General features: G+C 56.5%; 22 protein-coding genes. 8 read left to right on the top strand and 14 right to left on the bottom strand.

Translation table 11 applies throughout. From position 1 onward, the window contains the following. Positions 1 to 43: 43 nt before the first annotated feature. Positions 44 to 1,582, bottom strand: coding sequence for a TrkH family potassium uptake protein (locus tag ACR0AM_RS00760; protein ID WP_480621869.1), 1,539 nt, complete (start codon positions 1,580 to 1,582; stop codon positions 44 to 46). Beyond that, positions 1,582 to 2,958 (bottom strand): Trk system potassium transporter TrkA, encoded by a 1,377-nt coding sequence (trkA, locus tag ACR0AM_RS00765; RefSeq protein WP_480517233.1) that lies wholly within the window; start codon positions 2,956 to 2,958, stop codon positions 1,582 to 1,584. The genes ACR0AM_RS00760 and trkA overlap by 1 nt, the downstream gene beginning before the upstream one ends. Positions 2,959 to 3,054: 96 nt before the next feature. On the opposite strand from trkA, the gene ACR0AM_RS00770 reads away from it, so the two are divergent. Then, positions 3,055 to 3,534 carry a hypothetical protein gene (locus ACR0AM_RS00770; RefSeq protein ID WP_480473064.1) on the top strand — a complete coding sequence of 160 codons (480 nt, stop codon included), beginning with the start codon at positions 3,055 to 3,057 and terminating at the stop codon, positions 3,532 to 3,534. A 41-nt stretch (positions 3,535 to 3,575) separates the two neighbouring features. Here ACR0AM_RS00770 and ACR0AM_RS00775 read toward each other — a convergent pair whose 3' ends face one another. The 7 genes from ACR0AM_RS00775 to dusB all read right to left on the bottom strand — a co-directional run bounded on the left by ACR0AM_RS00775 (position 3,576) and on the right by dusB (position 12,651). Then, positions 3,576 to 4,742 (bottom strand): MFS transporter, encoded by a 1,167-nt coding sequence (locus ACR0AM_RS00775; RefSeq protein WP_480621870.1) that lies wholly within the window; start codon positions 4,740 to 4,742, stop codon positions 3,576 to 3,578. A 43-nt stretch (positions 4,743 to 4,785) separates the two neighbouring features. Then, the gene (locus ACR0AM_RS00780; protein ID WP_480621871.1) at positions 4,786 to 5,367 is read right to left on the bottom strand and encodes a helix-turn-helix transcriptional regulator; all 582 of its coding nucleotides are present in this window, start codon (positions 5,365 to 5,367) and stop codon (positions 4,786 to 4,788) included. A 54-nt stretch (positions 5,368 to 5,421) separates the two neighbouring features. Next, complete coding sequence (ntrX, locus tag ACR0AM_RS00785; protein ID WP_480473070.1) at positions 5,422 to 6,831, bottom strand: nitrogen assimilation response regulator NtrX; 1,410 nt, start codon at positions 6,829 to 6,831, stop codon at positions 5,422 to 5,424. After that, positions 6,828 to 9,092, bottom strand: coding sequence for a sensor histidine kinase NtrY-like (locus ACR0AM_RS00790; protein ID WP_480621872.1), 2,265 nt, complete (start codon positions 9,090 to 9,092; stop codon positions 6,828 to 6,830). The genes ntrX and ACR0AM_RS00790 overlap by 4 nt, the downstream gene beginning before the upstream one ends. 123 nt (positions 9,093 to 9,215) lie before the next feature. Continuing rightward, positions 9,216 to 10,583 carry a response regulator gene (locus ACR0AM_RS00795; protein ID WP_480517239.1) on the bottom strand — a complete coding sequence of 456 codons (1,368 nt, stop codon included), beginning with the start codon at positions 10,581 to 10,583 and terminating at the stop codon, positions 9,216 to 9,218. Then, complete coding sequence (locus ACR0AM_RS00800; protein ID WP_480473074.1) at positions 10,583 to 11,671, bottom strand: two-component system sensor histidine kinase NtrB; 1,089 nt, start codon at positions 11,669 to 11,671, stop codon at positions 10,583 to 10,585. Before ACR0AM_RS00800 ends, ACR0AM_RS00795 begins: the two co-directional genes overlap by 1 nt. Then, on the bottom strand, positions 11,668 to 12,651 hold the full coding sequence (dusB, locus tag ACR0AM_RS00805) for a tRNA dihydrouridine synthase DusB (RefSeq protein WP_480621873.1): 984 nt from the start codon (positions 12,649 to 12,651) through the stop codon (positions 11,668 to 11,670). The genes ACR0AM_RS00800 and dusB overlap by 4 nt, the downstream gene beginning before the upstream one ends. A 181-nt stretch (positions 12,652 to 12,832) precedes the next feature. On the opposite strand from dusB, the gene ACR0AM_RS00810 reads away from it, so the two are divergent. From ACR0AM_RS00810 to ACR0AM_RS00825, 4 genes are all read left to right on the top strand, one after another. Continuing rightward, a complete protein-coding gene (locus ACR0AM_RS00810; RefSeq protein WP_480621874.1) occupies positions 12,833 to 13,963 on the top strand; it encodes a bifunctional 2-C-methyl-D-erythritol 4-phosphate cytidylyltransferase/2-C-methyl-D-erythritol 2,4-cyclodiphosphate synthase in 1,131 nt (376 codons plus the stop codon). Continuing rightward, the gene (locus tag ACR0AM_RS00815; RefSeq protein ID WP_480621875.1) at positions 13,960 to 14,457 is read left to right on the top strand and encodes a phosphatidylglycerophosphatase A family protein; all 498 of its coding nucleotides are present in this window, start codon (positions 13,960 to 13,962) and stop codon (positions 14,455 to 14,457) included. Before ACR0AM_RS00810 ends, ACR0AM_RS00815 begins: the two co-directional genes overlap by 4 nt. Next, entirely contained in the window at positions 14,454 to 14,921 is a 468-nt protein-coding gene (locus ACR0AM_RS00820) for a CinA family protein (RefSeq protein WP_480621876.1), read from the top strand. The genes ACR0AM_RS00815 and ACR0AM_RS00820 overlap by 4 nt, the downstream gene beginning before the upstream one ends. Before the next feature lie 210 nt (positions 14,922 to 15,131). Then, on the top strand, positions 15,132 to 16,313 hold the full coding sequence (locus ACR0AM_RS00825) for an ammonium transporter (protein WP_480473082.1): 1,182 nt from the start codon (positions 15,132 to 15,134) through the stop codon (positions 16,311 to 16,313). Positions 16,314 to 16,438: 125 nt separating this feature from the next. Here the strand turns inward: ACR0AM_RS00825 and ACR0AM_RS00830 are convergent, their stop codons facing one another. From ACR0AM_RS00830 to ACR0AM_RS00840, 3 genes are read right to left on the bottom strand one after another with little or no spacing between them, the layout of a single operon-like run. After that, on the bottom strand, positions 16,439 to 17,794 hold the full coding sequence (locus ACR0AM_RS00830; protein WP_480621877.1) for an ATP-binding protein: 1,356 nt from the start codon (positions 17,792 to 17,794) through the stop codon (positions 16,439 to 16,441). Next, positions 17,794 to 18,453: a response regulator transcription factor gene (locus tag ACR0AM_RS00835; RefSeq protein ID WP_480473086.1), complete on the bottom strand. Its 660-nt coding sequence runs from the start codon at positions 18,451 to 18,453 to the stop codon at positions 17,794 to 17,796. Before ACR0AM_RS00835 ends, ACR0AM_RS00830 begins: the two co-directional genes overlap by 1 nt. 38 nt (positions 18,454 to 18,491) lie before the next feature. Beyond that, on the bottom strand, positions 18,492 to 19,055 hold the full coding sequence (locus ACR0AM_RS00840) for a PepSY domain-containing protein (protein WP_480517251.1): 564 nt from the start codon (positions 19,053 to 19,055) through the stop codon (positions 18,492 to 18,494). Positions 19,056 to 19,266: 211 nt separating this feature from the next. On the opposite strand from ACR0AM_RS00840, the gene ACR0AM_RS00845 reads away from it, so the two are divergent. After that, on the top strand, positions 19,267 to 20,289 hold the full coding sequence (locus tag ACR0AM_RS00845; RefSeq protein ID WP_480621878.1) for a hypothetical protein: 1,023 nt from the start codon (positions 19,267 to 19,269) through the stop codon (positions 20,287 to 20,289). Between the two features lie 236 nt (positions 20,290 to 20,525). Here ACR0AM_RS00845 and ACR0AM_RS00850 read toward each other — a convergent pair whose 3' ends face one another. Together ACR0AM_RS00850 and ACR0AM_RS00855 are read right to left on the bottom strand one after the other, a co-directional pair. After that, a complete protein-coding gene (locus ACR0AM_RS00850; RefSeq protein WP_480473092.1) occupies positions 20,526 to 20,711 on the bottom strand; it encodes a hypothetical protein in 186 nt (61 codons plus the stop codon). Between the two features lie 473 nt (positions 20,712 to 21,184). Next, positions 21,185 to 22,036 carry a helix-turn-helix transcriptional regulator gene (locus ACR0AM_RS00855; RefSeq protein WP_480621879.1) on the bottom strand — a complete coding sequence of 284 codons (852 nt, stop codon included), beginning with the start codon at positions 22,034 to 22,036 and terminating at the stop codon, positions 21,185 to 21,187. Between the two features lie 511 nt (positions 22,037 to 22,547). Between ACR0AM_RS00855 and ACR0AM_RS00860 the strand changes: the two genes are divergently transcribed. Next, complete coding sequence (locus tag ACR0AM_RS00860) at positions 22,548 to 22,712, top strand: Flp family type IVb pilin (protein WP_480621880.1); 165 nt, start codon at positions 22,548 to 22,550, stop codon at positions 22,710 to 22,712. 135 nt (positions 22,713 to 22,847) lie between these two features. Continuing rightward, a complete protein-coding gene (cpaB, locus tag ACR0AM_RS00865; protein WP_480517255.1) occupies positions 22,848 to 23,807 on the top strand; it encodes a Flp pilus assembly protein CpaB in 960 nt (319 codons plus the stop codon). Positions 23,808 to 23,809: the final 2 nt, after the last annotated feature.

Raw genomic sequence — 23,809 nt, forward strand, 5'->3', positions numbered from 1 at the left:
CAGACGAAAAATTAAGCAGAAAAAACCGCCGGACCCAACCGCTTCAATCCCGCCACAGCGAAGGAGTGATCAGGGCGATGATCGCAAGTGTCTCGAGCCGGCCAATGACCATCGCCGCGCACAGCGTCAGCTTGGCCCCTGCGGACAGGTCTATCAACCGGATCGGAACATCAGTGGCCAGTTCAATCAGCGGACCCGTCGTGCTGAGCGTTGCGACGCTGAGCACCATGGCCTGTTCGAACCCGGCCCCCATAGCGGCCAGCAAAAGGTTGAACACTGCCAATGTCAGCGCAAAGAGCATTAGAAAGATCCAGGCGATAAACGCGCCGTCCCTTTGAATGCGTCGGTTACCGCCTCCAACCCCGCTGACTGACGAGGGATAGATCAACCTGTCGATCTCGCGCGCACCATTCAGGTACAGGGCAAAAACCCGCAGCAGTTTGACACCGCCAGCCGTAGTGGCGACCCCGCCACCGATCAGCGCCAGCCCCATCAGCAACAATCCGGGCGTTCCCAGACCAGACAATTGCTGCGCATCATCCCAGTTTGCGCTTTCAAACCCGGCGGTTGTCAGAAAGGCCAGAACAGTGAACAGCATACCCCAGATGACCTGCAATACCTGCAAAGGTTCGATTTGCCCGCCGATTTCCGTAACGCCTGCAATAACGCGAAAGAACAGTAACGCAGCAACGGCCAGCACAATCATCAGGCCAATGCGAAACTCCGGGTCCGTATCCAGTCGGGAATAACCGGATGTTGCCGTGTCGGTCGAAAATGTCAGGCGCGAAAGGGCGAAGAACAGGAACAGAAACAGGATCGCCTCGCCCGTGAATCCCGCTTGCGCGCCTTCCATACCACCCACCGGAGAAATTCCCGACGTCGCCATAACCGACATTGCGTGGCAAACGGCCGTCAGACCATTTTCGCCAGCGATCAGAAGAAGGATCCAGATCACTGCCGTCAGCCCGGCATAGACCGGGGTCAGTCCCTTTGCCACACGGAGCAGCCGGCCACGTGGATCAACGCGTTCGCTTTGCGCAACACCCGATACCGGGCGACCCGGCTGACCGCGTGCCGTGACCTCGAACCCACCTAGCGACAAAGGCGCAAGGATTGCCGCGGCGGCAATCCACATCAGCAAACCGCCCATCCATCCAACCAAGGCACGCCACAGGTGCAGCGGGGCCGTCAGGCGGTCTGGATCCGGAAACAGATCCGCCCCTGTGGTCGTAAGGGCACTAACCATGTCAAAGTAAGCGTTCAGGAATGTGGTCGTTCCCAGCGCGTCGTGAAATGGAATTGCAAGAAAGACGGGAAGAATGGTGAAACATGCGAGCATCACCGCCAATTGTCCCAAAGTCCCACGCCGTGGCACGCGATTGGACGAGGCCATTGCGATACTGGCGACCAGAAACAACCCTATGATACCGGAATACAGAAACGATCGGGATGTGTCGTGATCATCCAGCGCCAGCGCGTAAACTGCCGGAACCCACATTGCCAGTGACGCAATAGCCCAGATCAGAAGAAACAGCGGCAACCGCCGCAATAGCCCGATCTGTTGTATCCCCGCATGCGCCATCAGAAGAAATCGATTGAAACCTGCATCAGGCGTTCGACCTCAGGCACGTCCTTGGCCATGGCAAAGATCGCGACGACATCCTTTTCATCGATCCTGAGGCTGCCCGTCGGTCGCATCACCTCATCTCCCTTACGCACAGCCCCCACCAGTACGCCTTCGGGAAAATCGATATCGCGCAGCTTTTGCCCCGCCATGGGAGAGGTTGACAGAACCTCGGCCTCGATCACTTCGGCCTCAGCATCTCCGATCGAGTAGACCTGTCGCACCCGGCCATGACGGATGTGGCGCAGGATAGAACTGACGGTGGTTGCCCGCGGATTGATATACGCGTCGATCCCCAAAGGTCCCATCAACGCCACCATGCTGGGATCATTGATCAAAGCAATCGCCAACGTGCAACCCTCGGCCTTGGCCCGCACAGCGGCCAGCATGTTCGTGCGGTCATCATCCGTAACCGCCAGCATTGCATCCGCCCTGTCGATACCGGCCTCGCTCAACAAACTGGCATCAAGACCATCACCGTGCAGCACAATCGTTCGTTCCAGTGCCTCGGCGGCGATCTCGGCGCACCGGCGATCCCGCTCGACGATTTTGGCGCGCACGCGGCTTTTTTGTTCTTCCAGAGTTCGCGCCACTTCAAGCCCGACATTGCCGCCGCCCACGATCACCACGCGATCCTGACGCTTTTGGGTCTTGCCAAACACCTCCATGGTGCGATCCACGTCTTTTACATTGGTAAAGACGTAGCATTCGTCGCCGACAAACAGCTGATCCTCGGATTCTGGTGCAAACAGCGTTCCATCGCGACGCACCCCCACTACGATCGAACTGAGCGTCGAGAACAAATCGGTCAGTTGCCGCAAGGGTGTGTTCACGATCGGGCAGTCCTCATCCACGCGAATTCCCAAAAGCTGCGCCTTGCCGTCCATGAAAACCTCGGTGTCAAAGGCGGACGGGGCCGACAGGCGGCGCATCGCGGCTGCGGCCACTTCGCGTTCGGGGCTGATCACCACATCAATCGGCAGATGATCGCGCCGGTAAAGGTCCGAGTGGATCGCTTCAAGATAGGATTTCGACCGCAGTCGCGCGATCTTGCGCTGAATCGAAAAGACCGAATGCGCCATCTGGCAGGTGACCATGTTCACCTCGTCCGAATGGGTCGCAGCGATGATCATGTCCGCATCGCGCGCGCCTGCCCTTTCAAGCACATCAGGGTAACTTGCAAACCCGGCGATCCCCTGCACATCCAGTGTTTCGGTCGCCCGCCGTACCAGATCGGGATTGTTGTCGACAACGGTGACATCGTTCAATTCGCCCGAAAGGTGCCGCGCAATCTGCCAGCCGACCTGACCCGCGCCGCAAATAATGACCTTCATGTTTCTGGCCCTTCTGCCTGAAAGGATTGAATGACAGATGCCCCCAAAGCGGTCAATTGAATTGTCATCGCTGATCAGCTGCGGCAAGATAAGCATATGAAAACGCTGTTTCCTATGCTCGTGCCCCTGATGGTGCTGTCCTCGTGTGGGCCACTCTCGCTTTACTATCGTGAGGGTGAAACCGTGTCACGTCTACAAAAAGAGACCACCCAGTGCCAGCTTAGGGCGGTAAAAGAGGTGCCGGTTGCCAATCAGATCCGTCAAAGCCCGCCGACTTATTGGCCTGGGCGTACGTATTGTGATGGCATGGGTCGTTGCTATCAATCCCCAGGCTGGTGGCAACCCGGCAGGGTTTATACCGTCGATGTCAACCAGGGACTGCGAAACACGGTCGAGGCGCAATGCATGGCCGAGAAGGGATTTCGTCCGGTCAGCTTACCGCCCTGCAAGCAAAACGTGAAATCACGGGTGCCACTGGCGCGAACAACGACATTGCCGCCCCTCAACAGTGCCTCATGCTTTGTGAAATTCGATGACGGGTCGTTTCAGATCATCACACCGGGGCAATCCGGATAAGAAAAACCACTGTTCCGCATGTTTGATCAATCCAGCTCGGTTCAAGCACGTTTGCGCCGCGCGGCAAGCCACAGATGCAGCGCCATGGCAACAGCATAGAACCCAACCACGGCAATCAACATGCCTGCTTCACTGGTCCGCCACAGAATTGCAAGCAAAACAGGTGTGCCCAAAAGGTTACCCGCATTCCCCATCTGCGCCATCGCACCATAGCTAAGCGCCTGGTTTTCGGGTGTCGAGTTCAACTGCGGTACCGCTGCAAAGCTGCCGCCCTGAACAAGCCCCAGCACCGCAAAAAGCGCAACGCAGACAACGGGCAACGGGGCACCAAGAAACAGGGCGCCTATCGTCAGGATAGACAGCCCGAAACCAAGCGTAACAACGAATACGCCAGAACAAACGCTCAGCAACACTGGGACGGTAAGCCAGGAAATCACGATCCCGGCCAACGGCATCAAACCTGCGATCATCGCACTGACATCTTCTGGCAATCTTCCCGGAAGAATGGCCAGTAGCGAGACAAAGGTCAGCGTGTAAAAGAACCATCCGAGCGCCGGAGCCGACACAAATGCAGAGCGATAGGTCTGTACGTGTATGTCAATCAGTGTTCGAACGCTCCAAAAAGGATTGTTCATCAAAACCGATGCACTGTTGGGACGGAAAGATACGATCAAGACGGCAATCAGAAACATCAGCGCGCCATGGGTAGCAAAATAAACCGGCAGCCCGACCTGAGCGATCAATGGAAGCCCAAGCCATGCGTTCAGGGCAAAGGCGACACCAAAGAAACTGCTCCACAAAACCATTGCCGCGTTGCGCCATTTTCCAATCGTGATTTGCGCAATCAGAGTCGGCGCGGCGACAACGATGGCCAGATGAGAGACCCCTTCGACAACGCGACTGACCAGCATCAGGCCTAAACTGGGGATACTGGCCTGAAACAGGGACACCGCCCCGCCAAGGATCAAGCCAAACATCAGCAACCGGACAGGCCCCACCCGCCCCGCTATCGCGCCGGACAATGCACCAAGAATCGCGCCAATCAGGCTGATGACTGACAAAAGCCAGCCAATCTTATCCGCGTGCGCAGGATAGAGGGCCGCGACCTGAACAAAAGGAACCGCTATCTTGGCGAATTGGGTCGCCGCACCTAGCCCGGCAAGCCAAAGCAACAAAACCTGTAACAAGATGCGTAATGGATGGGGCATAGCCCGGTTCTACTGCACCCGACCGCACAGGAATACGCATAAATTATGCGCGTCCCGACCGTGCCCCACTGACCAGCCTAACCGGCGTTCCATCCGACAGGTACAACCGTTCCCAAGTGATCTGTCCGGCGCTGATCCGGATACGGTCGTGCCGCGCTTCGGAAGTTACAAACGACTTGGGGTTGGGCGCTTGCAAATCCCACCACCCCTCGTCCTGTAGCTCGGCCTCAGCCTGCCGGATCTCTTCCGTTGCAAATTGCCAGAGGGACACGCCAAGCAGTGCCCGTTGGGTGGTTTTCCAGTCCCGCGCCCGCCTGCGGGAATAGGCCAGGCACATGTGGCTGGCCTCCTCAACCAGATGGATGCAGTCGGCCGAGTTCACGACAAGCCGTCTTAACGCGTTGTCATCCGCCCTGAAAGGAGCCAGCGCAGCAAACACCGAGTGTTGCAGATCAGGTGTCGGAAGCTGAATCCCGTTCTCCCATCTGGAAACCGTGGTCTGATCGACCTCCAGAAACTCTGCCAGCGCGGCTTGTTTCAATCCGATCGACCGTCGAAGTCGCTTTAAACGCCTGCCAAAAGCCGGGTAGCCTTCGACGAACCGGCCAGACAGATCAGAATTCACCGTTCTCGCCATCCCTTCCACACATCCATCTGCCCGTGAACTATGACCCCAGACTCATTCTGCCGGTTCGGGCTCGTCGATTTGCGCGACCCGCGCACCGGATTTGTTTGAGGTCACAACACCCAGCGACTTTAGCTTGCGATGCAGCGCACTGCGTTCCATCCCGACAAAGCTGGCGGTGCGACTGATATTGCCACCAAAGCGGTTGATCTGGGTCAGCAGATACTCACGCTCGAACGCTTCGCGGGCCTCGCGCAGCGGCAAAGTGGCCAGCGCCCCCGACAAGACAACGCGGCCCGACTCTTCGGCCTTGTCTTCTTCGCTTGGCAGCTCGCGCGCCTCAATTGGGCCGGTGCCGTCACCCAGAATCAAAACACGTTCGATCAAGTTTTTCAGCTGGCGCACGTTACCCGGCCACGTCATTGTCTGAAGCAAAGCGACCGCCTCGTCCGACAGCTCCCGCATAGGCAACCCTTGGGTTTCGTTGCACATTTCGATGAAATGCTGGGCCAGAACCGGAATATCCTCGCGCCGGTCCTCGAGTGATGGAACGGTGATCGGAACCACATTCAGACGGTGATACAGCTCTTCCCGGAACCGCTCGGCCGCGATTTCATCATCAAGATCTTTGTTGGTCGATGAGATCACCCGAAGATCCACGCGCACTTTGTCCGAGCCACCCACGCGCTGGAATTGCTGATCCACCAGCACACGCAGGATTTTGGACTGTGTACCCAAAGGCATGTCGGACACTTCATCAAAATAGACCACGCCGCCGTGGGCTTCTTCCAGCAATCCGGATTCCACACCACGTTCGGCCGATTCCCGGCCAAACAGAACTTCTTCCACACGCTCAGGCTCAATCCCGGCACAGTTGACGGTCACGAAGGGAGCGTTTGCGCGGTTGGAGTGGGCATGGATATAGCGCGCGGCAATTTCCTTTCCAGAACCCGCAGGCCCGCGCAGCATGACGCGACCGTTTGACTTGGTAACCTTGTCCAACTGCCCCTGCATCGCCCGGAACGACGCGGATTTGCCGATCATGTCGGAGTTGTTGACCTCTTTCCGCTTCAGCGACGCGTTCTCGCGCCGTAGACGAGACGTCTCCATCGCGCGGCGGATCACCACCATCAACTGGTCAATGTTAAAGGGCTTCTCGATAAAGTCGTAAGCACCCTGTTTGATAGCAGCAACAGCGATTTCGATGTTGCCGTGGCCCGAAATAATCACCACCGGCACATCCGGGTTATCGCGTTTTACCGACTTGAGGATATCAATCCCGTCCATACGGCTGTCCTTCAGCCAGATATCCAGGATCAACAGCCCCGGCGGTTCGGAATTGATCGACGCCATGCACTCGTCCGAGTTGGCTGCCAGCCGGGTTGAATAGCCTTCGTCCTCCAGAATGTCGGACACCAGCTCGCGAATATCGCGCTCGTCATCTACGATCAGAATGTCGCTCATCTTTGGCCTGCTTTCAGTTTGTTGGTTCTAATTGCCTGCTTCTGCGGCGCAACGGTTGGGGACATACCTGCCCCAGGCAAACGGATCACAGCCATTGCGCCAAAATGGTACTGCCCGTCAAATACGGGCGCGTCCTCAAGGGTCAGCGCGCCGCCATGCTCTTCTATAATTTTCTTGACGATCGGAAGGCCCAGCCCGGTCCCTTCGTCGCGTGTCGTAACATAAGGTTCAAACAAACGCGCCCGGTCCTCCGGCAGACCGATTCCATTGTCTGCAATGGTAATGACCGTACCCGCATCATCGCTTGAAACCGCCACCTTGATCTGTGGCGCCAGGTTGTCCGGGGCCCCTTTTTCTTTCAAAGTTGCAATGGCTTCTCCGGCATTCTTAATCAAGTTCGTCAACGCCTGATTGAGCATGGTCGCATCTACATCCGCCATGATCGGCTGCTGCGGCAGATCGGCGTCAATCTGTACGTCCGGCTGTCCCGCCTGCTGCAAAAGAACGGCTTCGCGCACCAGTTCAACCAAGTCTTCCTCCCGTCGAACGGGTTCGGGCATCCGTGCGAACTTGGAAAACTCATCCACGATACGCCGCAGGTCGTTAGTCTGCCGCACGATGACGCCGGTCATCGACTCAAGGCTGCCGCTGTCTTCCTCATCCAGTTTGCGGGCGAACTTGCGCTTGATGCGCTCTGCGCTGAGCTGGATCGGCGTCAATGGGTTCTTGATTTCATGTGCAATGCGGCGGGCCACGTCCCCCCACGCCGCCATTCGCTGTGCACTGACCAGATCGGTTACATCGTCAAAGGCAACCACATAGCCTTCCAGCCCGCCATCCTCTCCGCGACGGATGGCCATGCGAACCAGCAGGTTTTCCAGCCGCCCCTTGCGTGTGACCTTGATCTCACCCTGAACAGCCTCCTGCCCGCTGTCCTTGAGGCTTTCAAACAAGAGCAGAAACTCGGGAACTGCAATGCCGATAGCCAGGTGTTCTTCGCCTCGTGACCAGTCCAGCAATCGCTCGGCAGAACGGTTGACGAAGGTAACGCATCCATCCGGGTCCACGCCGACAACACCGGATGTGACCGAACTGAGCACGGAATCAAACAGGCGACGCCTTCTTTCGATTTGCTGGGTGTTTTCCAGCAGCGTGTCCCGCTGTCCTTTTAGTTGTCGGGTCATCTGGTTGAAATATCGGCCCAACATCGCGATCTCGTCGTCGCTGGCCTCTTCGATGACCTGAACGCTCAAGTCTCCGGCACCGACCCGCTGTGCTGCCGTGGTCAATCGTCCGACCGGGCGCGACAGCCGTTCGGCAAACCACATCCCCAGTGACATCGCAGCCAGGATCAGGATCAGCGCAAAGCCGAGATAGAGCAGGCCGAATTCGAACAACACCCTGCCCCGTTCACTTTCCAGCTGCTGATAGAACTGCGCCGTTTCCTTGGTGTCATCCAGCAGCGTCAACAACTGCCCGTCCACTTCGCGGCTGACATACAGGTAACGGTCCAGATAGGCGGTAAGCGGGACCAGCGCGCGGAATTCACTGTTTGGCCAGTCAGCAATGATCAGCAACCCCTTTTCTGCCGCTTCCGTCATTTGCTCGGCTGTTGGCGCCTCATAGTTGAACAGATAGGACCGATCCCCGCGCGACCGGATTTCGCCCGTGCCGTCGATGACATAGGCCTCGCGCAACCCGCGCTGAATCCGGGCCTGCCCCTGCGCCAGAACCTCGCGGAGTTCGGCATCAGAAATGTAAAACTCCACCGAACGTGCGTTGTTCAGGAACCGCGCCAGAACGGTTGCGTCCTGCGTCAGACCACTGCGATGTTCCTGCTCATAAGCCTCTGCCGCCGTCAGGGAGGACCCGACAACCTGCCGTACGCGATCCGAAAACCAGCCTTCCAGACCGATATTCACGGTAAGGCCGGCAAAAATGGCGACCGTAACGGTCGGAACCAGCGCGAGCAGCGTAAACGCCCCGATCAGGCGCAAATGCAGGCGCGAGCCCGCCGACTTGGCCCGCCTGGCCGCAATCAGGCTACCCAACTGACTGAGCACCAATGCCGCAACGACCAGAACATAGACTAGATCGGCTAGCAGAATCAGCCGCAATGTCGGCGCGGTCGCACCAAGATCAAAGGGACCAATGACAAGATATGTGGCAAGCGCCAGAACTGGCCCCAAGAGGACCAGCCCAAAGGTGCCGAAATTGCGCAGTTTCCGTGATTTACGCCATCGACCAATCGATAGGATCATCCCGCTCTGTGCTCGGGTTGCCACCGTCTGCCCTCATCCTGATGTGCCGCTTGTGCGGCTTACCGCCATATATCGTGATCTTTTCCTGACAGGTGCCAGGATGCCACGGTTTGTGTGGCGATATTACATCAGTTTGCGACGCCGTGTCACCTGAATATCGAGGTCAGTAATCTTTTTTCGCAGCGTATTTCGGTTAATCCCCAGTAAATCAGCACATTTTGCCTGATTCCCACCAGTTGCATCCAGTGCGATTTCGATTAGCGGAGCCTCAACCTCACGCAAAATCCGCTGATAAAGGCCCGGTGGCGGCAAAATGTTGCCGTGCAGATCGAAATACCGTCGCAGATGACGCTCGACCGAAGTTGAAAGCTTTTCACGTTCGCCACCGCTCAGAACCGGTGCGGCTTCGGGCTGGCTGCCCAACACCATTTCCACCTCGGCCTTTGAAATCTCATCTGCCCGGCTGGTCAGCCCCAAACGGCGAACGGCGTTTTCCAGTTGCCGTACATTCCCCGGCCATGAATAGCGCCGCACCAGCTCCACCGCATCAGAGCTAAGCCACCGCTTGTTGCCATTTTCCTTCTCTTCCCGGGCCAGAAAATGTTCGGCCAGCAGCGGAATATCGTCGACCCTTTCGCGCAACGAGGGCACGTGGATCGTCGCCCCGCACAAACGATAATAAAGGTCCTGACGGATACGGCCGTTTTCCATCCCATCGGTCAAGTTTGTCTGGCTGGTTGCCATGAATCGCGGAGCATGATCGCCGGGCGTATCCATCATACGCACAACGCGGGCTTGAATTTCATCGCCGATATCCGCGATTTCATCTATCAGCAGCGTACCTCCACGCACCCGCGCCATCACGCGGGCCGGGCCCTCCAGATCGCTTAGGTCGGCTGCGGTGACTGTGACAAAGGGTAATGTACGCCGATCCGAAAAGTCGTGAATTGCCCGGGCAATCAGCGATTTACCCGTTCCGCTTTCACCCGAGATCATTACCGGCAGGTCGGTGTTCATCACGCGTGCGACCAACCGATACAAGGCCTGCATGACTGGCGTGCGGCCGACCAGAGGCAACTCATCCGGACGCTCACCGCCTGCCTGTTTGGGTTCTGGCTGTGAGCGCTGCTTCTGATCCAGTGCCCGCGCCGTGCGTTTCATCAAATCCGGCAGGTCAAACGGTTTGGGCAGATAGTCATATGCGTCTGCCTCAGCCGCCTGAATCGCGGTCATGATCGTGTTTTGTGCGGAAATCACGATAACCGGCAATCCAGGGCGATCCTTTGCGATCTTCGGCAGCATCTCCAGACCATTGCCATCAGGCATGACAACGTCCGAGATCACCACGTCGCCTTTACCTTCGCCGACCCAACGCATCAGGGTCGTCAGCGAGGACGTTGCGTGCACCTTGCATCCGGCCCGCGTCAGCGCCTGAGTCAGAACGGTGCGGATTGTGCGGTCGTCATCCGCAACCAGTACGGTGCCATCCATCAGGTGCTCTCCTTCTTGTGTTCTGTTGCATCTCGCGGCGCGCGGCGCAGCGACAGTTTGAAAACGGTGCGGCCAGGCACGGAATCGGCGGAAATCCAGCCGTCATGGTCGGAAACGATCTTGCTGACCAGCGCCAGCCCGAGACCGGTGCCGTTTTCCTTGCCCGACACAAACGGGTCAAAAATGTCACCGCGGATATCCTCGGGCAGCCCTGGACCGTCATCGATGATCTCGATCTGCAACGGCAGCGAGTGACCCGACCCATCACTTCTGCGCAGCCGGAAGGAATGTTCGAAATACGTGCGCAGACGGATTGTTCCGCCCTGAGGCCCTGCGGCCTCGGATGCGTTTTTCAGCAGGTTCAGAACCACCTGGAGAAACTGGTCCGGATCGCCATAGGCCAGCGGCAATGACGGATCGTAATCCTCGATGATTGTCATATCCGCGCCAAATCCCAGCAGCGCGGACCGCCTTGCACGGTCCAGTACATCGTGGATATTGACCGGCCTGAGGTCCGGTTTCTGCAAGTTGCCGAATTGCTCGACCTGTTCCAGAAGCTTCACGATCCTTCGGCTTTCGGCCACAATAAGGTCTGTAAGTTCAAGATCCTGTGGCGAAATATTCATGCTCAGCAGTTGCGCTGCACCGGTAATCCCGGCCAGTGGGTTCTTAATTTCGTGCGCCAGCATCTCGGCCATGCCAATCGCCGACTGCGCCGCTGACTTGACCGTGTTGCCCAAGGTCATCCGGCCCGCCAGTTCACGAGGTGATATAATCATGATCATCGACCCCGGATGCCCAACCAGGGGCGCGATCTGCAACGCACATTGCAACGGCGCACGGTTCCCCGAACCAGCATCCACATCGTTTACGAACAGTGGCGTGCCTTGAGAACGGGCGCGCAGGAATGCTTCCTCCAGCGGTGCGTCAACGGCGATCTGGTCCCATACCGGATGCCCGATTACCGACCGGCGCGAGGCATTCAAAAACCCCTCGCCCGCCGAATTCACATCTGCGATGCGATCTTCTTCATCGATTATGAAGGCCGGAACCGGCAATGAGTTCCAGATGTTGGCGTTAGAATTCATGCCGCCACCTCGCCCGTATCGGCAAGTGCGTCCCCAAGCAGACGCAGGACTTCATCCGTGCTTCGCGACGTCAAAACTGCCCGGCGCAGCGGCGCAGGGGTTGCGGCCTGATCCATGTACCATCCCAGATGCTTGCGGGCGACACGCAGGCCCAGATCGGCACCGTAAAATCCCAGCATCGCCTGATAATGCGCGCGCACCATGTCGATCAGGACATTCCCGACCGGAATATCCGGCGCATCCGCCCCGTAGAGGTCGTGACTGATCTGCGCCAAAAGCCACGGTTTACCCTGCGCGCCACGCCCGACCATGACCCCATCTGCGCCAGATCGCTCCAAAGCGGTTCGTGCGGCTGCTGTGTCTACAATATCTCCATTCGCAATGACCGGAATCGACACGGCTTGTTTCACGGCCCGGATCGCGCTCCAGTCAGCGCGCCCCTTGTAGAACTGGCATCGCGTGCGTCCGTGGATCGTAACCATCTGAACGCCTGCTTCTTGTGCACGACGCGCGACCTCAGGGGCATTCAGCAGGGTGTCATCCCACCCCAGACGGGTTTTCAATGTCACCGGAACGTCAACTGCACTGACTACGGCCTCGATCAGCGTCAGCGCATGGTCTGGTGTTTTCAGCAGGGCCGAGCCGGAATACCCATTTGTAACCTTCTTGGCGGGACACCCCATGTTGATGTCGATCACCCGCGCCCCACGATCAGCAACCTGACGCGCCGCCTCGGCCATCCAGTGCGCCTCGCGCCCTGCCAGTTGCACAGCTGTATTTTCCACATCGGCAGACAATTCGGCGCGCTCCCGTACTCCGGGTTTGGCCTGCACCATTTCCTGACTGGCGACCATTTCACTGACGACCATGCCGGCGCCGAAGCGCATAACTAGATCCCGAAATGGGCGATCGGTGATTCCGGCCATCGGGGCCAGCAAAACCGGCGGTGTTACGAGTTTGTCAGCGAAGCGCAAAGTCAACGTGCTTAATCCTTGGGCAATTGCAGTTCTGATATCGAATTCTACGCATATGAACAACAAAACGACGCGCAACAAGCCTGTAGAACCATCAACTGCCTATTTTTTAATCACATGACCATAGGTGATTGCCTCTGCAATCACCGCCGCCTAAACAAACGCAACAAAATGGAGGGCGCGCGGCATGACCACAGCTGCCATCATAGTCGCCGCAGGCCGCGGCCTACGGGCAGGGGGCGATGTCCCAAAACAGTGGCGCAGCCTTGCAGGACGCCGCGTGGTAGACTGGACAATCGATCGGTTCCGTGGACAGGTTGCCCACATCGTTCTGGTCTTATCCGACGAAGACACTCTGGCCTGGGAGGAGTTTCGTGATACCGACCTGATCCTCGCCACAGGCGGTGCAGATCGCGCGGGTTCTGTGCGCAACGGTTTAAAGGCGTTGACACATCTCGACGTGAAGCGCGTCTTGATTCATGACGTTGCCAGACCTTGCGTTTCGTCTCGCACCATTCAGGACGTTTTGAACGCATTGGATGCACATCAGGCCGCCGCCCCCGGGCTGGCGGTGACTGACGCCTTGTGGATAGGACAAGACGGGGCCGTGACAGGCACGCAAGACCGCAGCAACCTGTTTGCGGCACAGACACCGCAAGGCTTTCACTATGACACCATCACCGCCGCCCATGCGGCGCATCCAGGCGGTGCTGCCGATGATGTTGAGGTTGCACGCGGTGCGGGGGTCGATGTCTACATCGTACCGGGCGATGCGGACAACCTGAAGATCACCCGCCCCGAGGATTTTGCCCGGGCGGAACGCATCATGGGAATGGATATGGATGTAAGACTTGGCAACGGCTATGACGTGCACCGATTTGGCGACGGGGATCATGTGGTCCTTTGCGGTGTGAAGGTTCCCCATGATCGCGGGTTGCAGGGGCATTCGGATGCGGATGTCGGGATGCATGCTGTAACCGACGCGATTTATGGCGCATTGGCGCAAGGCGATATCGGGCAGCATTTTCCGCCCTCGGATCCGCAATGGAAAGGTGCCGCCAGCAAGATCTTTCTGCGTCACGCGGTCGAACTGGCCGGACAGATGGGATATCGCATCTCGAACGTGGATTGCACGCTGGTCTGTGAATATCCGAAGATTGGCCCTCACACCGCTGTTATGCGCGAAGAAATGTCCAAAATCATGGGCTTGTGCGCCGATCAGATCTCGGTCAAGGCCACCACGTCCGAGCGTCTGGGCTTCACCGGTCGCAGTGAAGGCATCGCATCGATCGCGACGGCCTGTCTGGTGAAATCATGAACGCGGCGCAGTTGATTGGCACCGTTGGCGGCGTCGGATATATACGCCCTGCCCCCGGCACCTGGGGTTCGCTGGCCGCGCTGCCGATGGCTTGGGTCCTGCATACGCTGGGGGGATTCCCTTTGCTGGCAATCGCGACGCTGGTGGTGTTCGCAGGCGGCTTGTGGGCCACGCGCGTGATGACCGACGGCCAGGACGATCACGACCCGTCGGAAATCGTCATCGATGAGGTCGCGGGCCAGTTCATTGCCCTCTGGGCGATCTCATATCCGTCCTGGGCGCATGGGATCGACATTTCCGCCCTCTGGCCCGGTTGGGTTGCCGGGTTCGCCCTGTTTCGCCTGTTCGACATCACCAAACCCGGCCCCGTCGGTTGGGCAGATCGTCGTGGCGATCCTATGGGGGTGATGCTGGACGACGTGATTGCGGGTATTTTCGCAGCCGTTGGCGTGATGGTTCTGGCAGGCATCGCGCACGGGGTTCTGGGCCTATGAACGTGCCCGACCTGCTGAACCGCGCCAAAGCGCAGGACGTTATGATCGCCACAGCGGAAAGCTGCACCGGCGGTATGGTCGCTGCGGCCCTGACGGATATACCCGGTAGTTCGGCCGTCGTGGATCGGGGATTTGTTACCTATACCAACAGGGCCAAACAGGACATGCTGGGTGTTCTGGCAGAAACTCTGGAGGCTTTCGGTGCTGTGTCCGAGGAGGTTGCTCGCGAAATGGCCGAAGGCGCTTTGCGCAACTCACAAGCGCAGCTTGCCGTCGCGATTACCGGTATTGCCGGGCCGGGCGGGTCTGAGTTCAAACCCGAAGGGCGCGTGTGTTTCGGACTGGCCAGAGAAGGCCGGGAAACCCAAACCGAAACGATTGAGTTTGGCGCGCAAGGGCGGGGTGCGGTGCGCCGCGCCGCGCGGGATCATGCGTTGGCGTTGCTTCTGACTGGCCTTTCATAACGCGCACGATTTTTGGGCATTATCTGCCCATAGCCGCCAAAACAGTCATCACTTGAACAAAAGGCGACAAATTAGGCGACCAATTCGGGTGTTGCCTCTTTTTTCCTCACCTGCCCTCCGCTTCAAGGCTCTGCACATATACTCACTCGACCCCGGGGCGTTGTCAGATGACCTGCCCGGGAAACCATGCAGGGAAAAGGAGAGCGGCCCATGAATGGAGCCGATACAGCCTGGATCATAGTTGCTACAGCACTGGTCCTTTTCATGACATTGCCGGGGCTGGCCTTGTTCTACGGCGGGCTCGTTCGTGCCCGAAACGTGCTCAGCGTTTTTATGCATTGCTTTGCCATTGCCTGTTTGATGAGCATTCTGTGGCTGGTTGCCGGGTACTCCATCGCCTTTGGGCCCGGTGAAAGCGGGCTTTGGGGTGGTTTGGGCAAGGCTTTCCTCAACGGTGTTGATGTGGACAGCCTTGCTGGCACTCTACCGGAAATCCTGTTCTTTGCCTTTCAGATGACCTTTGCCATCATCACCCCGGCCCTGATCGTGGGCGCATATGTCGAACGGGTAGGCTTTGGCTTTGTACTGACCTTCTCGGCGCTATGGATGCTGCTGTGCTATGCGCCGGTGGTTCACTGGATCTGGGGCGGTGGAATGCTGGCCGATGGTGGTATTTTGGGCGACATTGGCGTGCGTGATTTCGCAGGTGGTATCGTGGTGCACGAAACCGCTGGTCTGGCAGCCCTGATCATCGCCGTCATCCTTGGCCCGCGCCGCAACCGCACGACCCCGCCGCATAATCCCGGCTATGTCATGGTGGGCGCCGCGATGCTGTGGGTCGGCTGGTTCGGCTTTAATGGCGGCTCGCAACTGGCCGCGGACGGAGGTGCTGCGATGGCGATGACCGTTACCCACCTGTCCGCCGCTACTGCCTCGTTGACATGGGCGCTTTGGGAACGCATCCGATTTGGCAAAGCCTCGATGGTGGGTCTTGTTACCGGAACAATTGCAGGTCTGGCCTCGATCACGCCCGCTTCGGGTTTTGTGGGTCCGGTTCAGGCCCTAATCATCGGTGCTGTTGCGGGCATTCTGTGTCAGGAAGCCGTCAGTCTGGTGCGCAACAAGCTGAATATCGACGACACGCTGGACGTGTTCGCGGTACATGGCGTCGGAGGCATCTTCGGCACCATCATGATCGCCCTGTTTGGCCTTGGCACATGGACCGCCCAGTTGGGTGGGCTGGTTATCGTGGGTGCCTTCACGGCAGTTGTCACGTTTGTGTTGGTCAAACTGGTTGCACAGATCACACCACTTCGCGTAAACGCCGAGACCGAGACAAATGGCCTCGACCTCTCGGTACATGGTGAACGGGCCTACGACATGAGCAGCTAAGCCCACCTTGGCTGCCTGTCGCCCGCAAGGGCAAAAGCGGACCTGTCATGGGTCCGCTTTTCTTGTTTTCGCGTCTTGTCCACTTACGACACACCCAAACCACCCTGAACCTTCAGGGCAAAAAATCAGCCTGACGCAGAATGCGCGTTGGTTCCTTTTGGTATAACGATCCGGCATTCCAAACCGCCTAGAAAACCGGATGCCCCCAGTTCAATCCGGCAGTCATAAGCCTTCAGCAGATCAACCGCTATAGCCAGCCCAAGGCCGCTGCCCGAGACAGAAGTATCCAGCCTTCCCCCAGAACGTAGCGCCTCGCGGTGAGCGTCCTGAGGAATTCCCGGGCCATCATCGTCAATCACAACTTCGATCCCGTTCTGGGTCCTCTTAGCCGTCAAACGGACCTTGTGTTTGCACCATTTGACTGCGTTATCCAGCAGGTTGCCCAAAACTTCTTCGATATCCTGCGCGTCCATACGCACCCAAAGACCCGGGTCGCGCTCAATTTTCAATGACTTTCCATCGCGCTCGGCCATGGTCGTGAACAGCCGCGCCAGTCGATCAATCGAATGAGACAGATCAGTACGAGAATGGGTCAAATCTGCAGTGTTCAGCGCCCGCATTCTGGCCAAAGACCGGCCCAGTTGCGCGTCAATGCGGTCGAGAGCTTCCACAGCGATATCCGTAGAACCTCCCGCTTCGGACAACAGCACCAGTTCATTGCGCATGATCGCAGTAGGTGTTTTCAGGGCATGAGCCAAATCTGCCGCCTGACGACGTGATCCTGATACGATTTCCCGATTTCGGCGCAAGAGCTGGTTCAAATCCTCGACCAGAGGAGACACCTCTTCTGGATAATCGCCTGGTCTAAGGTCTTCGTCCCGTTCCCAACGGTGCGCCACATCCGACCGCAGCTTTCTGAGTGGCGTCAGGATGATTGACGTCAGCAGTAGCGATCCAACGACACCGATCAGACCGACCAGCGCAAAAACCGGAAGCAGGTTTTGTTGTGCAGCGCGACGTTCCGCGACAAGCTGGGCCTGACTTTCGGCAACGCTTACCCCCCAGACCGTACCATCCTCATAAGTAATTTTCTGAAAGGCTCCTCGTAAAGCTTCGCTTTCCGGACCGGGCGTGTTCCAAAGCGTCGTTACATCAGGGTTACCGGGGGGTTCGGCAATGACTTCGTCGAACAGGGAGGCCGAGGTAAAGATCTCGCCTTCGCTGTTGCTGACTTGCCAGTATCTGCCGGAATACGGTGTGCCATAGGCTGGATCGAACATCAGATCCCGCAGCGCATTCGGATCATGGGTCGTAACGCTCAACCCAACGACCAGTTGCGTGTGACGATCAAGTAGTGCGGTATCAAACCTGTCTGAAACGCGAGCATTAATGAACGAGAACACGGCCAGCGTACCGACACCCACTGAAAGGGCACCCGACGCGATCCCCCCCAGTAGAGCCCGTTGACGCAGGGATAACATCAGGCAGAGTCGATCATATATCCGCGGCCCCTAATCGTTGTGATCAGATCAGGGCCAAGTTTTTTGCGCAGACGGGTTATGAAGACGGCGATGGTGTTCGAGTCCCTGTCTCCATCGTATTCGTAGATATGCTCTGACAGTTCGGTCCTTGAGATCATACGCCCAATATTATGGGCCAGATACGTGAGAACAGCCAGCTCCTGGGCGGTCAGGTCGATGGGCACGCCATCCGCCGTCACACGCCCGTTGCGGGTATCCAGCACAACATTTCCCATTTCAACGACGGGATTCAACTGGCCGCTCTGCCGCCGCAGGATGGCACGGACCCGCGCTGCCAGTTCGGGCATATGGAACGGCTTGGTCATGTAGTCGTCCGCGCCTGCGTCCAACCCGTCGACCCTTTCGCTCCAGCCATCGCGGGCCGTGAGGATCAGCACAGGTGTCTTGATACCCGCACTGCGCCATTCCCGTAGAACTGAAATGCCATCGCGTTCCGGCAATCCAATATCGAGGATGATCATGTCATAAGGTTCTGTTGCGCCCAGATGCAAAGCTTCCAGGCCGCTGTTCACAATGTCTACGACCCGACCTTCAGCGTTCAACAGTTTCTTGATCTGCTCGCAAAGGTGCGGTTCGTCTTCTGCCAGTAAGACTCTCATACTTAGGAATTATAGGCGTGCGTATGGCAGTTTAACCATTACTTTTTACCACCACCGTTTCCGCCAGAATTGCCGCCGCCATTCCCACCAGAGTTGCCACCACCGTTGCCTCCGGAATTGCCGCCGCCGTTACCTCCGGAATTGCCTCCACCATTGCCGCCAGAATTGCCGTGACCGCCACCGCTGTTCCCACGGTTGCCGCTTTGACCCCCGTTTGCGTTGGCAGAAGACTTGCCTTGAGATTTCGCATTGGCCGAGTTTCCGGGCGCAGATTTCGCCGCTTCTGAGATTTGTTTGCCGATCGTGGACCTGTTGGAAACGACGACGCCGGTTTTTGCGTTAACAATAACACTGACAATCTTCCCGTTCGGTTTTTTGACCAGCACGCGGTAGTAAACTTTGTCGGCCTGAAAAGCACGCGCATCAATGGGCGTTCCGCCAAAGACCTGCTCGACGCCTTTGATGACGTCCTGAAGACGGATAGCGTTGCCAGTGGTTGTCGCTTTGCGCAGCTCCGCCTGCTTCAGCTCACGAACGGCTGCATCGCCTTCTCCGGGCTGGAGAACGGCAACAAGAAACAAGATGGTCAAGAGCTTCTTCATCTTCGGCACTCTTTACTGCGCAACCACCTTAACAATCTACCGATTTCAACATGAACTGGCGATGAACGACCAGTTTGGCGTGGGTTCAATGTTGATCGGTTTAGATAGCACCTGTCAGATATTGATTCCGGCTAGCGGTTTTTCGTGTGTGCGGACCGCGAAATACTCTGCCGGCCCAAATGAAACTCGCGTTCGACCTACGAGGATCGCTATGAAAACCAATTTGACCGGCGTGCTGAAGGCCTCCGCTCTCGCAATCGCAATGTTGGGCTCCACTGCTATCGTGGCGGCAGTTGCCCTTCCAGATGTGGCCTACGCCAAAGACGGCAATGGCAACGGTGGAGGCAATGGTGGCGGTAAAGGAAACGGCGGCGGTAATGGAAACAGCGACAACGCCGGAAATGGCAAAGGCAACGGCGGTGGTAATGGGGCGACCAAAAGTGGTGGTTCAAAATCCGCCGGTAAGTCGGGGCGCACAACCTCTGGCGCAAAGGGTTCGAAGTCAAAATCCTCGAAGGGAAAATCGTTCTCTTTGAAAGAGCTGTTTACCGGTAAGAAGTCCAAGAATACTCAGACCAAGACCGCACCGGCCGCGCACGCGACAAAATCCAAGGCTCAGGTCGAGGAAACGGACCTGACCGATTCCCATAAGAAGGGGAATAAACTGGCTGCCGCACTGGGTGTCCACCCTTCAGAACTGGGTGCACTGAACGCAGCCAACGCAAGTGAGAAGGCCCTTCAGAACGCTGCACCGAATTCGCGCGTCGGTCGCATTGCAACCTATCGCGACACGGTTCTGGCTGGCGACAGCATCCGAGCTGAGCTTGCCGAAAAACAAGACCTTCTGGATGATATGACCCCGCCGGATCGCTCCAGCGCCGAAATCAATGACGACCTTGAGGAAGCGCTGGCCGATGTTCAGGAAAAGCAGGACATCGTCGATGATCTCGAACAGCAGCTGGCAGACGCGGGAGGCACCGATCCTGATATCGAGGACGCTCTTCAGGACGCAAACGATGATCTGCAGGCTTCCAAAGATACCGCTGACAGCCTGAATGCCGAAAAACAGGCAGCCTTGGAATATGAGGAAGCCGTGCAAGACGTCGAAGACCTGACTGACGCCGTTGAGCAGCAGTCACTCGATGAGCGCGCGGCATTGGAAGACGCTGCGAACAAACCCGTCACCGACGAGGTCGAGGCTGCTGTAAAGGCAATGCTCGGACTGGATAGCTAACAGCTTTTGCCTTCATTCTTATGAAGTGGGCAAAAGACCGGGCCAGCTAAGTGATTACCAGCCGTTTGGCTGGCCCGACTTTCTCGTAAAGATCCTGACTGCCAGGTTGTATTGCGCGCATGCCCTACGCAAGTTGGCAAAGGTTACTGAGAAAAAATTTAGCCCGCTCCAATTCGGAGCGGGCTTTATCGTTCCCTGATCATGTTGATCTGGAAATCTATCGGACGTTCTGATTTTCAGAAGTCCCGGTTCGCCTCTTCAAGTCGCTTGTTATTTACGATTTCTGTCAGTGCATTTTCGATAGGAGGGAAGCGACTGCTGCTCGAATTTGTATTGCTTGAAACTTCGCCATTCATGACGGGATTATGGGGTTGCATTGTCGCACATGCATACGGCGCAACCTCAATAGCAGTCTTGATCATGCTGTTCCCCTTCCATTCAACCGGACGTGGTTTGCCCGGCCTGTGCGATCAGTATGCCCCGAACCAGTTGAACACTCAGAGAATACATTGTTCACATTATGTTAATGTTGTCGCGAAATCATGAACAAAGACTAAGCCGTTAACAAAAAAGGATAATTCCTTCTATTGTATCTGCGATCAAGTGGGACGAACAAAAAAATCAGGCGAACTCCCCCTACTCCGTAGGGTTGTTTCCCCGCACGAAAGTAGCAGATCGTCAAAGCGAACGAGTCAGATTCCCTACACCGCAATAGAGGGCAAAATTGCGGCCAACAAAAAGAAATTTACAAAACAACCGACGATATTGCGACACAGTTCAGCAGTTGTTCGACCGGCGTGGCACGACAAAAGGTAAGACCATGACGGCGGATAGATCCAAAAAAAAGATCAAGGAAAGGTCTTCAGACCGTCCTGGTAGCAATCCATTCGGTTCGCTAACCCGCGATCTGAGCAAAACCCCTGTCAGCATCAACGCTTCGGTTCAATAGATGCAAAAGCTCGATCTGGCTCGTTGCCCCTGTCTTGGAAAAAATGGAACTTAGGTGCGAACGAACTGTTGTCGGGCCAATGGACAAAGTCTCCGAGATTGTCTTCACTGTCATTCCCTCTTTCATCATCGCACATACCCGAAACTCGCATCTGCTGAGTTCGGCTGGGTTATTTGGATCAAGGATTGGAACGAAGCGATTGTTGCTGTCGTATCTGGACCGGTGACCCCGAAGAACTTCGGAATTGGCAGCAACCGTTCCGGGTAAGCGTTTACTCCAGCCAGATGAAAGTGTTGGAGCCAGCGCACTTATCAGATCAAGTTCGAAGGTCTGCGGGCGAATACTGTAATGAAGCTCGATGTAATCGACCTGCGCCCCGGCTACGTCCAGCGGAATCAGGATAACCTCCACCAGCCCTTCAGGCTTTTGAGGCCGATAATGGGACATTGGTGATGCGTCGGTAAACACCAGGTCTGATAGTTTCCAGACTGAACCCGCTCTTGCAGTTGATATACACTCCCCAATAACCAGATCGGCCTGCGTTTGCGGCTGTGAAGGCCAGATTTTTCCCAGCTGAACACAACAGCGCGCAATATGCTTTGCCTTCCAACCTTTTTTCTGCGTTCTGACAATTAGAACCGCATCAGCATTTACCAGGCGCATTAAACAATTTACGGATCGAGACAAGGAGCCATTACCGCACAGGGCCTGAGTCCACTCCACTACAAAGTCCAGACTCTCCCTCGCCTGAGCGCTCTTTAAAAAACTCACACTCATAACAATTAACCATTCAACCAAACAGACCGACCAAACAAACAGGTTCGGATTACAACAACTAACTTGTGCCCCTTACGCAGCCACAGCAACCGGAATTATCTGGCTTGTCTGCGCGGAAAGTTTTCAAACAAATACTACTACAAAACTTTATCTATCTGTTTTTAATGTGTTTTTATGAACCATATCACCAACAATCGGCACGGGACCAATCCGCGATTGCCTGACCGTTCAGTAAAAATCAACAACCATCCTGCTCACAATTGCGACCCGACTCAATTCATTGTTTCGAAAAAAGGCGATTCGCCGTATGTTAATAGGTTGTTAATGCAGGGTTAAAAGTAATCTCCCATAGAATTTATTACTTTAAAATCTTTCAATCTTTGATTGTATTTCAGTTACCTTTGAAGGAGGTCACGCATTTCCTGCGATTCTATTCTGATTCCAGAGCTAATGCATTTTCGCCTGGCTTGCGCTCAAGAAAATGGAGCGCTGAAAACATCTAACCTATTTGGGGGAAATAATGACTAAATTCATGAAGAAGTTTGTTAAGAATGAAAGCGGTGCAGCAATTGTCGAATATGGCCTGGCTCTTTTGGTCGTGGCGTCGATTGCTGTTGGCGCGTTCACGTACCTGGGCCGAACCACCAACACAAACGTGACTGGTGCATGCGAGGCTCTGGGTAGCGCGACCTGCTGACCCAGACACACTTACCAAAATACTGAACTCTGCGCCGCCGTGCCACTGTTGCGGCGCAGAGTTCACCGCCAGGAATTTCGCGAAAGCAAGACGACCGAAGTTCCATATTTCAGAACGTAATTGTTGGAGAGAGTGATGCGTATCAGGCCAATCATTTCTACACTGTTTGGAATTGCGATAGCGTCCGGTTCCGTTTACCTGGCGAAAGATCACATTCAGTTTAAGACAAGCACTGCCGGTGTCTCGCCAGATGCCGATCTGGTTGAGATCTACGTGGCCCGATCAGAAATCGCTTTTGGTCAAACGATCGAAGCGCACGACGTCACAATTCATCCCTGGCCGCGCGAGGCGCTCCCGGCCGGAGTTTTCACGGACATTGATGTACTTGTTCCAAACAATCGCCGTCAGCTGCGGCGCGCCAAGGGCCGGTTCTATCCCGGCGAAGTAATGCTTCTTTCCAAGGTTTCGAACTTTGGTGAAAAAGTCACCCTAGTTCAAAAGTTGGGGGAAAACACACGCGCCATGGCAATCGAGGTCGATGCTGTAACGGCCGTGGGCGGTTTTGTTACCCCGGGCGATCACGTTGATATCGTCTTGACCCAAGGTGCCAAGCAGGACCTGCGCGCGGTCACCATCTTGCAGAATATTCGCGTCATTGGCGTAGACCAGCAGTCGGAAGAATTAAGCGATCAGCCTGAGGTCGCCCGCACGATCACGGTGGAAGTGACCCCGCAGCAAGGTCAACGTCTGGCCCTGGCTCAAAAGGCCGGAACCCTAAGTCTGACACTGCGCACCCTGGACAGCGTCGAGGATGAGCCCATGGAGATGGTTCGCCTGCGCGATCTTTTGCAGGAGGAAGGACCGGCAGAAAAGGTTGATATTCAACCCACTGTAAAGCTGCGCCGGGGAACCGAGACCGAGGTTGTGACCATCCAGCGGCAACAGGAAGAAGCGGAACAGGAAACAGAAGCCGCGCCCGCCGCCAAATTGCAACCTGATACCCCAAAAGATGCGCACCTTGCGCCGGCGTCCGCGATGCCGCGCGTCAAACCCCGCATTCGCCCAATCACAGTCAGTCAGACACCTGGTCAATAAGT

Source organism: Ruegeria sp. AD9, assembly GCF_056542305.1.

Coding starts and splice junctions, on each gene's coding strand:
- trkA (WP_480517233.1), bottom strand. CDS start 2,958: ATGAAGGTCATTATTTGCGGCGCGGGTCAGGTCGGCTGGCAGATTGCG.
- ACR0AM_RS00800 (WP_480473074.1), bottom strand. CDS start 11,671: ATGAATTCTAACGCCAACATCTGGAACTCATTGCCGGTTCCGGCCTTC.
- ACR0AM_RS00775 (WP_480621870.1), bottom strand. CDS start 4,742: ATGCCCCATCCATTACGCATCTTGTTACAGGTTTTGTTGCTTTGGCTT.
- ACR0AM_RS00770 (WP_480473064.1), top strand. CDS start 3,055: ATGAAAACGCTGTTTCCTATGCTCGTGCCCCTGATGGTGCTGTCCTCG.
- ACR0AM_RS00840 (WP_480517251.1), bottom strand. CDS start 19,055: ATGAAGAAGCTCTTGACCATCTTGTTTCTTGTTGCCGTTCTCCAGCCC.
- ACR0AM_RS00835 (WP_480473086.1), bottom strand. CDS start 18,453: ATGAGAGTCTTACTGGCAGAAGACGAACCGCACCTTTGCGAGCAGATC.
- ACR0AM_RS00760 (WP_480621869.1), bottom strand. CDS start 1,582: ATGGCGCATGCGGGGATACAACAGATCGGGCTATTGCGGCGGTTGCCG.
- ACR0AM_RS00860 (WP_480621880.1), top strand. CDS start 22,548: ATGAAGAAGTTTGTTAAGAATGAAAGCGGTGCAGCAATTGTCGAATAT.
- ACR0AM_RS00815 (WP_480621875.1), top strand. CDS start 13,960: ATGAACGCGGCGCAGTTGATTGGCACCGTTGGCGGCGTCGGATATATA.
- ACR0AM_RS00810 (WP_480621874.1), top strand. CDS start 12,833: ATGACCACAGCTGCCATCATAGTCGCCGCAGGCCGCGGCCTACGGGCA.
- ACR0AM_RS00825 (WP_480473082.1), top strand. CDS start 15,132: ATGAATGGAGCCGATACAGCCTGGATCATAGTTGCTACAGCACTGGTC.
- ntrX (WP_480473070.1), bottom strand. CDS start 6,831: ATGAGCGACATTCTGATCGTAGATGACGAGCGCGATATTCGCGAGCTG.
- ACR0AM_RS00790 (WP_480621872.1), bottom strand. CDS start 9,092: ATGATCCTATCGATTGGTCGATGGCGTAAATCACGGAAACTGCGCAAT.
- ACR0AM_RS00845 (WP_480621878.1), top strand. CDS start 19,267: ATGAAAACCAATTTGACCGGCGTGCTGAAGGCCTCCGCTCTCGCAATC.
- ACR0AM_RS00850 (WP_480473092.1), bottom strand. CDS start 20,711: ATGATCAAGACTGCTATTGAGGTTGCGCCGTATGCATGTGCGACAATG.
- ACR0AM_RS00795 (WP_480517239.1), bottom strand. CDS start 10,583: ATGGATGGCACCGTACTGGTTGCGGATGACGACCGCACAATCCGCACC.
- cpaB (WP_480517255.1), top strand. CDS start 22,848: ATGCGTATCAGGCCAATCATTTCTACACTGTTTGGAATTGCGATAGCG.
- ACR0AM_RS00820 (WP_480621876.1), top strand. CDS start 14,454: ATGAACGTGCCCGACCTGCTGAACCGCGCCAAAGCGCAGGACGTTATG.
- ACR0AM_RS00830 (WP_480621877.1), bottom strand. CDS start 17,794: ATGTTATCCCTGCGTCAACGGGCTCTACTGGGGGGGATCGCGTCGGGT.